The 13219-nt window shown below is 52.3% G+C and carries 12 protein-coding genes; all 12 read left to right on the forward strand.

All coding sequences use genetic code 11. The features are described from left to right. The first annotated feature begins 169 nt into the window (after positions 1-169). A complete protein-coding gene (locus L6442_RS09875; RefSeq protein ID WP_194230088.1) occupies positions 170-1348 on the forward strand; it encodes an exonuclease SbcCD subunit D in 1179 nt (392 codons plus the stop codon). After that, positions 1345-4758 carry an SbcC/MukB-like Walker B domain-containing protein gene (locus tag L6442_RS09880; protein WP_212978611.1) on the forward strand — a complete coding sequence of 1138 codons (3414 nt, stop codon included), beginning with the start codon at positions 1345-1347 and terminating at the stop codon, positions 4756-4758. Before L6442_RS09875 ends, L6442_RS09880 begins: the two co-directional genes overlap by 4 nt. Positions 4759-5107: 349 nt before the next feature. Continuing rightward, a complete protein-coding gene (locus tag L6442_RS09885) occupies positions 5108-5467 on the forward strand; it encodes a hypothetical protein (RefSeq protein ID WP_212978610.1) in 360 nt (119 codons plus the stop codon). Between the two features lie 357 nt (positions 5468-5824). Further along, positions 5825-6184 (forward strand): histidine triad nucleotide-binding protein, encoded by a 360-nt coding sequence (locus L6442_RS09890; RefSeq protein ID WP_194230085.1) that lies wholly within the window; start codon positions 5825-5827, stop codon positions 6182-6184. 138 nt (positions 6185-6322) lie between these two features. Then, positions 6323-6496: a 30S ribosomal protein S21 gene (gene rpsU / locus L6442_RS09895; RefSeq protein WP_036712328.1), complete on the forward strand. Its 174-nt coding sequence runs from the start codon at positions 6323-6325 to the stop codon at positions 6494-6496. 16 nt (positions 6497-6512) lie between these two features. Further along, complete coding sequence (locus tag L6442_RS09900; protein ID WP_194230084.1) at positions 6513-6956, forward strand: GatB/YqeY domain-containing protein; 444 nt, start codon at positions 6513-6515, stop codon at positions 6954-6956. Between the two features lie 129 nt (positions 6957-7085). Next, a complete protein-coding gene (locus L6442_RS09905; protein WP_212978688.1) occupies positions 7086-8441 on the forward strand; it encodes an NfeD family protein in 1356 nt (451 codons plus the stop codon). 86 nt (positions 8442-8527) lie between these two features. After that, on the forward strand, positions 8528-9529 hold the full coding sequence (gene floA / locus L6442_RS09910; RefSeq protein WP_194230083.1) for a flotillin-like protein FloA: 1002 nt from the start codon (positions 8528-8530) through the stop codon (positions 9527-9529). Between the two features lie 14 nt (positions 9530-9543). Further along, a complete protein-coding gene (locus tag L6442_RS09915; protein ID WP_212978609.1) occupies positions 9544-10119 on the forward strand; it encodes a hypothetical protein in 576 nt (191 codons plus the stop codon). A gap of 624 nt (positions 10120-10743) precedes the next feature. Further along, the gene (yqfC, locus tag L6442_RS09920) at positions 10744-11037 is read left to right on the forward strand and encodes a sporulation protein YqfC (protein ID WP_194230081.1); all 294 of its coding nucleotides are present in this window, start codon (positions 10744-10746) and stop codon (positions 11035-11037) included. Next, on the forward strand, positions 11034-12230 hold the full coding sequence (gene yqfD, locus L6442_RS09925) for a sporulation protein YqfD (RefSeq protein WP_212978608.1): 1197 nt from the start codon (positions 11034-11036) through the stop codon (positions 12228-12230). Before yqfC ends, yqfD begins: the two co-directional genes overlap by 4 nt. A gap of 6 nt (positions 12231-12236) precedes the next feature. Further along, positions 12237-13208 (forward strand): PhoH family protein, encoded by a 972-nt coding sequence (locus L6442_RS09930; RefSeq protein WP_212978607.1) that lies wholly within the window; start codon positions 12237-12239, stop codon positions 13206-13208. The last annotated feature ends 11 nt before the right edge of the window (positions 13209-13219 follow it).

Here is a 13219-nt window from a genome sequence, read left to right on the forward strand (position 1 = left end):
GCGGATTTTGACCATGGATGAGTTTAAGCATAGAAAATCTCTGGGAGCAACAGCGATCGAAAGAACATTTCGCCCGGCTGCCTTCATCCGCTCAAGCATTTGTTCGACTTATATAGGCGAGAGCCGCCGGACATCCGGAGACCTCACATGGAAAGGGGAGAAAGCGGGCATGCGGATATTGCACACCGGTGATTGGCATTTCGGAAAAACGCTTGAAGGCCGCAGCAGGCTGAGAGAGCAGGAAGATTTCGTGGACGAACTCGTCCGGATCGCAAACGAGCAGCAGGCGGATATGATTTTGATGGCGGGAGACGTGTATGACTCCGTCAATCCGCCCGCTGCGGCGGAGCAGCTTTTTTATGAAGCTTGTGCAAGACTGACGGAGAATGGGAGGCCGCTGGTAGTCATTTCGGGCAACCATGATCAGCCCGAGCGGGTCGCTTCGGTATCACCGCTGGTTGCCCGCCAAGGAATTACGCTCATCGGGCTTCCGGTGGCTGAACCGGTATCGGTTGGCATCTCCCGGACCGGGGAGACAGCCAAGATCGCGGCACTTCCGTATCCTTCCGAATCAAGGCTGAATGAACTGCTGTCCGCGGAAGGGGTGGAAGATGAGCTGCGCAGGGCATACAGCGCCCGCGTAGGCATGCTGATGGACAAGCTGGCACAAGGATTTTCCCCGAAAACCGTCAATCTGGCGATGAGTCATATATACGTTCTGGGCGGCCTGGAATCCGATTCCGAGCGTCCGATCCAGGTTGGAGGGGCTTATACGGTTGACCCGTCAGCGTTATCCATCGGGGCCCAATATACGGCGCTTGGGCATCTTCACCGCCCACAGGCGGTTAAAGGGGACGGCATCATCCGGTACAGCGGCTCCCCGCTTGCCTACAGCTTTTCAGAGGCAGGCCAGGCGAAGTCCGTCATGATGCTGGATGTTGCTCCGGGAGAGATACCGGCAATGGAAGAGATTTATCTCGCTTGCGGCAGGCCGCTGGTACGCTGGAAGGCAAAAGGAGGGCTTGAGGAGGTATACCGCTGGCTCGACGAAGGCAGGGATGCACTGGCCTACATAGATCTGGAAGTATTTCTTACCGAATCGATGTCTCTCGGCGATATTCAACGTTTGCGCAAAAGCAGAGACGGTTTTGTTCATATTCGGCCGATTTATCCGGAGATGGAGCTGGAGCAGGAGCATTACGAGCGGTCCGGGCTTCCGGTTTCCGAGCTGTTTCGCAGGTTTTACCAGCGCCAGAGCGGCGGTGCCGAACCAGGGGATGAATTGGTGCAGCTGTTTCTTGAGCTTGTGGAAGAAGACGAGCAGCCGAAGGAGGAGAATGCCGTATGAAGCCGATCACGCTTAAGCTTTCCGGCCTGCAAAGCTACAGGGAATTGCAGCAGATTGATTTCGAAGATTTATGCGATATGGGCTTGTTCGGTATTTTCGGGCCGACCGGCAGCGGCAAATCCACTTTGCTTGATGCCATGACGCTCGCCTTGTACGGCAAGGTTGAACGGGCCGTAAACGGCACACAGGGGATTATGAACCATTCGGAGGATGCCCTGTTTGTTTCTTTCCGCTTCGAATTGTCTTCCGCCGAAGGCAAACACCGTTATCGCGTTGAGCGGCGATTCAAGCGTACGGGCGAGTTGTCCATCAGCAATACGGTCAGCCGATTTATCGAGATCACCGCCGAAGGCGAAAATATCATCGCCGACAGACTTGCTGAGGTAACGCGCTGCGTCGAGGAAAAAATCGGCCTGAAAATGGACGACTTTACGCGGGCGGTTGTTCTGCCCCAAGGGAAATTTGCCGAATTTCTTTCCTTAAAGGGCAGCGAGCGAAGACAAATGCTGCAGCGGCTGTTTCATTTGGAGCGGTATGGAGATCAGCTTGGCATGAAGCTCAGCCGCCGGATCAAGGAAAACGACGGGGCCCTGAAAGCCGTGGAAGCGGAACAGCAAGGTTTGGGGGAAGCAGGGGAGGAAGCGCTCAAGGCTGCGGAAAAGCAGCTTAGCGAAGCGGTCGTCCACGCAGAATCTATGCGGACGAAGCTCCAGCGTTTGACCCGGGAGGTTGAAGAAAAGGGCAAGATTCGCGAGCGGCAGCTGGAGAAAAACCGGAAGCAGGCTGAACTTGATCGGCTGCAGGCGGCGGAGGAAGAAATGCGGCGGCTTGAGCTGAAGCTTGAAAAGTCCGCGGCATCGGCGGCTATAATGCCTGCACTCGCTTTATGGCGGGAGAGTTTGCAGGAACTGAAGCGGAAAGAAGCGGACAGGGCAATGCTGAAGATGGCTGCGGAGCGGGCAGAGCAGGCAGCAGCCGAAGCCGGTGCCGCAGATGATACGGCACAGGAAGCCTTGGCCGCGGGCGAACCCAAACTTCTGCAGCGTCGGGAGCAGCTTGAGCAGGCGGTTGTCCTGCAGCGGGAACGCGATGCCGTCAAAGCGCTTTATGAGCAGCTTGAACATCAGCAAAAGGAAACAGCCGGTGGAGTGGAAGGGCTGCGGCAGTCGCTTGCCAAAGAACAGGAGCTTTTGAACAGGGGTACGCAGAAGCAGGCAGAACTGCAGGAGCAGTTGCACGGCTTGGAAATCACGTCCAAAGAACGCAGCCTTGTCCAGAAGGCAATGCAGCTGCGGCAGATGCTGAGTTCCGCTGCAGAACGCGAGCTCAAAGCAAACAAGGAACTTGAGCAGCAGCAAGCGAAGCTGGCGGCAGTCCTGGAGAAGCTGGAGCTGACAGAAAAAGAACGGCTGCAAATGCAGGAACGGGAGCAGGCATTTGCCATCCGGGCCGGCGGCTGTTACGCGGAGGCTGGGAAGCTGGCGCTGCTGACGGAAAGCGAGCTTCTGGCCATCGATGCCGATGAGCGGCGGCTGCGGGAGGAACTCCGGCAGGAGCAGCTGCACAGCTTGTCGCTGGCGCTAGCGGCGGAGCTTGGGCCAGGGCAGCCATGCCCGGTCTGCGGCTCTCTTGACCATCCTGCGCCAGCCCGTCCAGATGCGGCTGAAGCTAAGCTGCATGAAGATGTGCTCGTGCAGCTGCAAGGCCTTAAAGCCCGGCTGCAGGAGGGCAAATACGCCCAGCGGCAGCTTGTTCAGGAATGCTCCGGTCTGCTGGATGGGACAGGTGCATCCGAATTGCCGGAGGGAATGGCACAAGCGGCCGCGGCCGCGGAATGGCAAGGGAAGCCGGCTCGGACGGAGAGTTCCCCGATCGTTACGTGGGAGGAGCGTCTGCATATGCTGGAAGCTTCCCGAAGCAGCCTTTCGGGTGAACTTAAGGCTTTGAAGACAGAACGTTCCGAACTGAATGACCAAGGTGAAGTTTTGCGGCAGCAAGCGCTCAAGCAGACCGCAGAAGCCGACACATGCAAAGCTGTACTGCAACAGTTAAAGGCAAACCTCGAACAGTTGAGCGAAGAAATATCGAAATTGAAGGTGCAGTGGGCCGAAGAGCTTGGGGACATTCCTTACGAAGAAGCGGAGAATCGCTGGTCCAAGATGCAGAATCAGGACCGGGAAGCGGAAGAGGTGAAGGATCGCCTGCGCCGGAGCATCCCATTCCTGGAAGAGAAAAAAAATGCCGTCCAGTCTTTGGAACAAAACCTGCTGGAAGCGGAAAAGCGGATGATCCAGTTGGAAGCCGAACTCCGCGGCAAACGGGAGCTATTGCAAGAGAAACAGGAGCGTCTGCGTACCTGGATAGGCGACCAGCAAGCCGAAGGGCTGTTGGAAGCATGCGTGCGGGAGCTGGGAGCGCTGCGAGAGACGGCAGCCGAAGCGAAACGCTCCAGACAGGCCGCTGAGCTGGCCAAGCATGAAAGCGCCAAAGCATATGCCATGTCCCGTCAAGCCGAGGAGTCGGCCGCCGCGCATCATGAAGCTGCAGCCAAACGTTGGGAGCAGCAGCTGGCGGATTCCGCATTTGCCAATATGGCCGAAGTGGAAGAGGCTCATATTCCGCCACAGGAAGCAGAGCAGCTTGGACTGAAGGTCCGGCAGCACCGGGACCGGGAACGGGATCTTGTGGCAGCTATCCGTCATATAGACGAGCAGTTGATCGGCAGTTCGCTAACCGAAGAAGAGTGGGTGAATGCGAGCCGCGAGCTTGAGATGGCCCGCCAGCTGGGCGAAGAAGCGCTTCAGCGCAAGGGCCGGGCGGAACGGGACCTAGAGGATATCCAGAAACGCCATGTCCGTTGGAAGGAGCTCGAGCAGCTGCGGCTTGAGCGGCAGCGGGAAGCGGAGAAGCTTGCCAAGCTGCAGTCCTGTCTGCGCGGCAATGCTTTTGTCGAATATATCGCGGAGGAACAGCTGATGCAGGTCAGCCAATCGGCGTCCCAGCGCCTAAGATTCCTCACCAAGCAGCGTTATTCGCTTGAGGTGGACTCCGGGGGCGGCTTTCTGATCCGCGATGATGCGAACGGCGGGGTGCGCAGACCGGTTTCGACGCTGTCCGGAGGGGAGACCTTCCTTACGTCCCTGTCTTTGGCCTTGGCGCTGTCCGCACAGATTCAGCTCCGCGGACAATATCCTCTCCAGTTCTTTTTCCTGGACGAGGGTTTCGGAACGCTTGATCCAGAGCTGCTGGAGACGGTCATCACATCCCTGGAGCGGCTTCATAACGACCATCTTTCGGTTGGCGTCATCAGCCACGTGCCTGAACTCAGGGCGCGGTTGCCGCGCAAGCTTATTGTCATACCGGCCGAACAGGCGGGCGGGGGCTCGAAAATTATGACGGAACAAATGTAGTGATGTTTTTCACAGTTACAGCTGCAAGCAGCTGTTATAATACAGTCAAGCCGACATCTTGTTTATGAAGCACCCCGGCGGACGTATGGCAGGGATCGTTATTCCTTAACATACGTCCGTGCGAAGCAAAGCTGGCATCCAGCTTTAGCGGGTGCTTCTTTTTTTTTGACTGCATACCGCTATGGCGGCCATACAACATTATGGATACAATGCCGCATGTCCATCCGCCAATTGCAAGGCCTATAATAGGAATGCAGCTGCATCAACGTTTTTCTCTGAATCGAGTAGCCTTTTGCCCAGTTTTGAATATGATGATCCTGTAAATTGCTAACTGGGGAGGATCAATACAGTGGAAAAGATTGGGGCCAAAGAAGTATGTAAAAAACATATTTATCGCTATGTGAGAGTTACGATGGTGGATGGAAGTTCTCATGATGGATTTATTGAACATGTCGATGAGGAGAATGTATATCTTGCAGTGCCGGTCGGCCATGAAAACATACCGCACCATCATCATGGCCATGTGAGTCCATATCATTACGGCGGCTGGGATCCTTGTTTCCGATTCCCGGCACCTGATTCGCGGGCGTTTTTTCCTTATTACGGATTCGGTTACCCGTTTTTTGGTTACCCGTACGGACGCCGCTTTAACCGGCTGGTTTTGCCGCTGGCTGGCCTGACCGCGCTTTCGCTGCTTCCGTTTTTTTAATCGGATCTGGCTGGATTCGCCGTTTCGTCCAATATCGAGGTAAAGGGCTTTCCTGCCGGGAAGCTCTTTTTTTTAAGATTATAGAATTTATAAATTTTCTTGCTACGCTGAACAATTCTATAATCGCAAGAAAAACATCCGCTAAATGCGGTCTGTCTTCCTAGAAAGTACGTCGATAGACGTTTTTCTTATAGAATTTATAATTTTTTTTGGGCCCCGCAAAATATTTGGAATAAGCATCGAAGCACAGGCTCCACTTCGGGGGTTATTTTTTGCCCGAACATTGGACGTGCCGCCCCGAAATCCGGTATGATGAAATCATCCAAAAAAAATATTACATATCGGAGGCGACAAATCATGGACTGTCTCTTTTGCAAAATTATCGAAGGAAGCATTCCTTCGCAAAAGGTTTTTGAAAATGAAAGAATTTTGGTGTTCAAGGATATTCAGCCGGCGGCACCGGTGCATGTGCTAATTATTCCCAAGAAGCATATCGCTTCCATGAACGATGTGGAGGAGCAGGATCTTCCGCTTATTGCCGAGATGCATCAGGTTGCTCAGCAGGTTGCGAAGGAACTGGGCGTCGCGGATACCGGTTACCGCCTGATCAACAACTGCGGACCGGACAGCGGCCAAGCTGTGCACCATATTCACTACCATCTGCTTGGCGGGGCCAAACTGGGGGCTCTGACAGGGATTTCGGACTCGCATTCGTAAATCGGTTTGCGGGATTTCAAGATGCTTTCTGAAAAAATAGGCATCAAGGTTGACACCCTATTTCTCTTTCACCTATAATTAAGTTTGATGAACCGTGTTATTGCTCTTGGACGGTCTGGTCGGAGGGAGGGAAAACTGGTGTCTGAAACTAAAGTTCGCAAAAACGAGTCTATTGATGCTGCACTTCGCCGCTTTAAGCGCTCCATCGCTAAGGATGGTGTATTGGCTGAGGTGAAGAAACGCAAGCATTATGAGAAGCCAAGCGTAAAGCGCAAGAAAAAGTCCGAGGCTGCTCGTAAGAGAAAGTTTTAGGAGGAACTGAACGATCATGAATCTTAGCGAACGATTGAACGAAGATATGATACAAGCGATGAAGAGCAAAGACAAGTTCAAGCTCTCCACTATTCGAATGGTTCGTTCAACGATCAAGAATCTTGAAATAGATTTGAAAAGAACTTTGGATGACAACGAAGTGCTTGATATCCTCAGTCGTGAAATTAAACAGCGCAAAGATGCCCTCCAAGAATTTAAAAAAGCAGGTCGTGACGATCTTGCGACAACTGTCGAAGCGGAAATTGAAATTATCGGTCAGTACCTTCCCGAACAGCTTTCCGAAGAAGAAATAAAAGTTATTGTACAGCAGACCATCCAGGAAACCGGTGCTTCTTCGAAAGCCGACATGGGGAAAGTGATGAGCGCGCTGATGCCGAAAGTCAAAGGCCGCTCAGACGGAAAAATCGTGAACCAGGTGGTTCAACAATTTCTGCAATAAATCGAAACGTGAAACACCCCTTTTTAGGGGTGTTTTTTCATGGTGTTGAAACGTAGAACCTTTTACTGCGTAATAACTACTATTGGCGGAACAATATATTATAATGAAGTTGAAAGGAGGGGAAGGATGATGAATACATACAGCAGAATAAGAAATTCAATGATGTGGTTACTGGTTCTCTTTGTGCTGATTGCAGGGACAGCGGCGTTTGTCCCGGGTCTGGCGGAAGCGGAAGCTGAGAAAGCAGCACCTGTTTATATCATTCCGGTGGAACAGAAAATCGAGACCGGGCTTGAAAAATTCCTGAAGCGCGGATTCAAGGAGGCCGAAAAATCAAATGCCGGCCTGATCGTATTGGAGATCGATACGCCGGGCGGGCTTGTAAATACGGCGCAGAATATCGGCAAAATGATCCGCGAGAGCAAAATCAGGACGGTTGCTTACATACATGGCAACGCCGCCTCCGCCGGCAGCTACATTGCCCTAAATGCGGATAAAATAGCGATGACTCCGGGGAGCATGATCGGCGCGGCCGCGATCGTGGACAGTACGGGGAAACGGGTGGATGACCCTAAACTTGTGGCCGCCTGGAAATCCGAGATGTCCGCCGCAGCGGAATCAAGCGGGAGAAACGGCAAAATAGCCGCAGGCATGGCGGACATCAACATGGTGGTGGATATGCCGGAAATCGGCGAGACCAAAGAGAAAGGCGAAATCATTGCCTTATCCAGCGAGCAGGCGCTCAAAGTCGGATTTGCAGACAAGATCGTCTCATCGCCTGAAGAGGCCGTATCTTGGATGGGATATCAGGCCGATAATGTCGTTCGGATGGATCATACGGGAGCAGAGAGGATCGCTGCATTCTTGACCCATCCCGTCGTCATGACGGTGCTCCTGTTTCTTGGTATCGCTGGTATCGTCATCGAACTGATTGTGCCTGGATTTGGCGTTCCGGGGATCATTGGGGTAGCGGCGTTTGTTCTGTATTTCTTTGGAAATTATGTGGCCGGATTTGCCGGCAATGAAACTTGGCTGCTCTTTATTGTGGGGCTTGTCCTTATGATTTTGGAAATGTTCGTCCCGAGCTTCGGTATTTTGGGCGTCTTGGGAGCGATCAGTTTGATAGCCGGGGTTGTGCGGGCGGCATATGACACCAGCCATGCGCTGTTGTCGCTCGGGATTGCCTTCGCCGCGGCCGCTGTCGTCATCGTCATTGTGGCGATCGTATTCAAGGAGAGGGGCATCTGGAATCGTTTTATCCTCAGCGAGTCGCTTACCAAGGAGCAAGGGTATGTTCCAACGGAATCCAAGGAGAGTTTGCTTGGCCGGGAAGGCGTCAGCGTGACGCCGCTAAGACCTGCAGGCACCGTGATCATTAACGATGAACGGATCGATGTGGTAACAGACGGGGAGTTCATTCCGAAAGATATGCCGGTCGTAGTGATCCATGTCGAAGGTGCGCGTGTGGTAGTCAAACCGAAATAAAGCCTGTTTTTTAACCGGATATCATGTAACATAAAGATAAGGCGTCAATAAAAAAAATCAAAAAACTCAAATTGGAGGATTTATTTATGGACGGTACTTCTTTGATCCCGATTTTGCTTATTGCTGTCGTGGTTATTATTGTGCTGAGCGTGTTTTTTAGCTTCTTTCCGCTTACGCTCTGGATCTCTGCCTTGGCGGCTGGCGTCCGCATCAGCATCATAACCTTGGTGGCGATGAGACTCCGCCGGGTTACGCCAAGCCGGATTGTCAATCCGCTCATCAAGGCAACCAAAGCCGGGCTGGGATTGAACATCAACCAGTTGGAAAGCCACTATTTGGCCGGCGGTAACGTGGACCGGGTCGTCAATGCGTTGATTGCGGCCCAGCGCGCGAACATTCCGTTGGAATTCACCCGGGCGGCAGCTATTGACCTGGCAGGCCGCGATGTGCTGCAGGCCGTACAAATGAGCGTTAACCCACGCGTTATCGAAACGCCTGTCGTCGCTGCTGTAGCGAAGAACGGTATTGAAGTTAAAGTTAAAGCAAGAGTGACCGTGCGTGCCAATATCGACCGTCTCGTCGGCGGTGCTGGCGAAGAAACGATCATTGCCCGTGTAGGCGAAGGGATCGTTACTACCGTTGGTTCCAGCGACGCCCACAAGGACGTTCTCGAGAATCCGGACAGCATCTCCCGTACCGTGTTGTCTAAAGGTCTGGATGCGGGTACCGCATTTGAAATTTTGTCCATTGATATCGCCGACGTTGATGTAGGCAAAAATATCGGCGCATACCTGCAAACCGAGCAAGCGGAAGCGGATAAACGCATCGCGCAGGCGAAAGCGGAAGAACGGCGCGCCATGGCGGTTGCGCAGGAACAGGAAATGAAGGCGCGGGTCGTGGAAATGAGAGCGCGCGTGGTCGAATCCGAATCCGAGGTACCGCTCGCGATGGCGGAAGCGCTCCGTTCAGGAAAAATCGGCGTCATGGATTACATGAATTTGAAAAATATCGAAGCGGATACCCAAATGAGAGGTTCGCTTGGCAAGATGGGTGAGGGAGATCAAAACGGCCCCCAAAATAACAAATAGGGGATGATGCCTCCATGTGGATCTTTGAACATTTCTATTGGATCCTGATTATCGGATTTGCAATCCTTTCCGCCCTCAGCAAAAGCGGTAAAAGAAAGACGAATCAGAACCCGCAGGGAATGCCTACATTCGGCGGCGGGGCAGGCATGGAGCAGAGAACCGCTCCCGCGAACCGGCAAGCTTCGAGCAGACGGCGTGAAGAGGAGGCGGATGCGCGCGCGAGCTCAAGCGAACCAAGATATTCAACCGGTTCGGACGACTGGAGTGAGGAAACTTCGTCAAGTGCGCAGCGGTCCTACGAATTGCAAACTGCCGGCCCCGACTATGAAACAGGCGAGGGTGTGTCCGGAATGTGGCAGGAAGAGAGACCGGATCCGTTGGCCGATTACAGCAGGGACATGGAAAAGCATTTGGAGCAGGTCAATGCTTCGTTGAACCGGATCGAAAAAACAGCAGTTTCGGCCCCTGCAAAACAAACAAGAGGAGAACGGCCTGCTTCGAGACTGGCGAGCGAGGCGAGAAAAGGCATAATATGGGCCGAAATTCTTGGACCTCCACGCTCCAAACGGCCGTATGGCGGACGGAAATAAACAATATGTATGCAATATTCTAAAAGTGCATGTTCAAAAAGGTCGGTTTTCAGCACCGAGAAGGTTGAATGAAGCTAGGGACGCAAGGAGCGGAACGTACGCCTTAGTACGTGAGCACCAGAAGGCCCGGCTGAATTCAAGATTCGATGTCGAACCAGCTTCCTGATTCACTTCGTGTTAGATATAGAATTTATAAATTATCAGCTGCGCTGATGAAATTCTATATCGCAAGAAAAACATCTGCTAAAAGCGGTCTGGCTTCATAGAAAGTACGTCGATAGATGTTTTTCTTATCAAAAGTGGACTTTTTGAAGAACCTCTAAAACAGCCTTTTCTGCAGGATGGTGGATTGATTGTGTTCCACTGCTTGCGGGAAAGGCTTTTTTTTGGGTCCTCCAAAGTATTTGGAATAAGCATCGAAGCATAGGCTCCGCTCAGTACTTTTGCTCCGCAAAAGCGCCCCTCTTTGAAGGGCGTCGGACTTCTTTCCGATACGCTTTGCGGGGTTATTTTGGCATGTTCGAGCATATTGGCGTCCAATTCTTACAGCGGATTTGATAATCTCTCATAAAAAGGGCGGACCGGGCATAAGTTGTAAAGTACAGGAAGGGGGAAGACCTTCGTATGACCCGGATCAGCCGCAGACTGCGGAAATGGACAAATGAAGTATTGGATTTGCCGCAGGACGTTCTGCTCGATCTGCCTCGGATTACACTTGTGGGAAACAAGGAGCTTTCCGTTGAGAATCATCACGGTGTGCGGCATTTTTCAGAGAATAAAATGGTTTTGTCCCTGAGCGAGGGCTCGCTGGAAGTAGAAGGCTCCGGACTGATGATCCGGACGATTCTGCCGCAGGAGGTCCTGATTGAAGGGATCATCGTCAATATAAAATATATAGGAACGGGGGAGAGTTCATGAAAATACCTACGCTTTCCGGCATACGCGGCTGCGTTCAGATTTCGGTCAGGGGAGAGAGCATCAATCATTTGGTTAATGCTTTGGCGGAGTCGGGCATTCCCGTATGGGATATCCGGCCAACCAGCGAACATACCGCAGACATGAAGCTGCTCTTAAAGGATTTTCATGCGCTGCGCCCCTTATTAAAGCGGACAGGCTGCCGGCTGCATGTCACCCGCCGGATCGGGGTGCCCTTTTTAATGGTCCGGCTTTATAAGCGCAAATTTTTCGCGATCGGCATCATGTTGTTTTTTGTGCTGCTTTTCTTGCTCTCTTCCCTGGTCTGGAACGTTAATGTTACTGGAAATGAGAAACTGGCAACCGAAGATATTTTGAAGGCGGCCAAAGAAGAGGGCATCCGGCCTTATCAATGGATTTTTCGTTTGAAGGATGCGGACAAGCTGTCGCGTGCGCTAAGCCTAAAGCTGCCTGAAGCCTCCTGGATCGGTGTGGAGAGGAAGGGCACGACGATCACGATCCAGGTCGTGGAGGCGGAAAGGCCGGATAAGGATCCGCTGGTTAGTCCGCGCCACTTGGTCAGCAGTTCGGATGCGGTTGTAACGAGCATTTATGCGGAGCAGGGCCGGCCGCTGGTTCAAAAGAACACGCGCGTCAAAAAGGGACAGGTGCTTATATCGGGAGTAATGGGCGACGGTGAAGCCAACTCGCAGCACGTCGTGGCCAAAGGGGAAGTCAAGGGCCTCGTTTGGCATGAATATCAATTGCAGGTGCCGCTTGTTCAAAAGCGGAAAGTATATACGGGAGACAGAAAAGATAAAAGCTATCTCGTGCTTGGAAATCGGGCGATTCAGCTGTGGGGATACGGCAAAGAGCCGTTTGAAACGTCGGAGACGCTGACTGAGCTCGATCCGCTAACCTGGCGCTCTTTCAAGCTGCCGGTAGGTTGGATGACGGAAAAAGTGATGGAAGTAACCGAACAACAGGAGACGCTGCAGCCCGAGGAAGCCAAAAAACTTGGAATTCAGGGAGCTATTCGCGATATTTTGGCGAAATATGGGACAGATTCGCAGATCATCAGCCAAAAAATTTTGCATGAGAAGAAAGAGAATGGTAAAGTTTATATGAAAGTACTTTTTGAGGTGGAAGAGAGCATTGCCAAAGAACTTCCCATAGTTCACAGTCAAGGAGAATGAGGCTATTTGTCAGAAAAAAACCACAGCTCGAAAATATCATTGCATAGTGCAGGTGAAGGACTGTCCATTTTTGGACCTCAGGATACTTTTCTTAAAATGATTGAAGAACAGATCCCGGCCCAAATCGATTCACGGGAAGCGGAAATTACGATCCGCGGCGAAATGCATAACGTTCAGGTTGCCGAGCATCTGTTTGAAGTCCTCCTGGAGCTCGTCCGGAACGGTCATATTCTTTCGGAACGGGACGTCGCCTATGCAATCGATCTAGCCAAGGATTTCCGTGCGGACCAGCTGCTGGACCTGTTTAAGGGAGAGATTACGACAACCTTCCGGGGCAAGCCGATCCGCGTCAAAACCATCGGACAAAAGCATTATGTAACGACCATCCGCAAGCGCGACATCGTGTTTGGCATCGGCCCTGCCGGCACGGGCAAAACTTATTTGGCCGTTGTATTGGCCGTTGCGGCTTTGAAGGAAGGGGCCGTAAAGCGTATTGTACTTACACGCCCGGCCGTGGAGGCCGGAGAAAATCTCGGCTTTTTGCCGGGGGATTTGCAAGAGAAGGTAGACCCGTACCTGCGTCCGCTTTACGATGCCCTTTATGATGTGATGGGGCCGGAGCAAACGGCGAAAGCGCTGGAAAGAGGACTCATAGAAATCGCGCCGCTGGCGTATATGCGCGGACGTACGTTGGATGATTCCTTTATCATTTTGGATGAAGCCCAGAATACGACGCCAGAACAAATGAAAATGTTTTTAACACGCTTGGGTTTCGGTTCGAAAATGGTCATTACCGGCGATGTGACGCAAATCGATTTGCCTAGAGGCAAAAAGTCGGGATTGATCGAGGCTAAAAATATCCTCAACGGGATTGAGGAAATCGGCTTCGTTTATTTTGCGGAAGAAGATGTCGTCCGACACTCTCTTGTTCAGAAAATCATTACTGCTTACAACCAAGCTGCAGAAAATCAAGATTAGAGGGGATTATC

The organism is Paenibacillus azoreducens (assembly GCF_021654775.1).
Taxonomy (GTDB): domain Bacteria; phylum Bacillota; class Bacilli; order Paenibacillales; family Paenibacillaceae; genus Paenibacillus_AQ; species Paenibacillus_AQ azoreducens.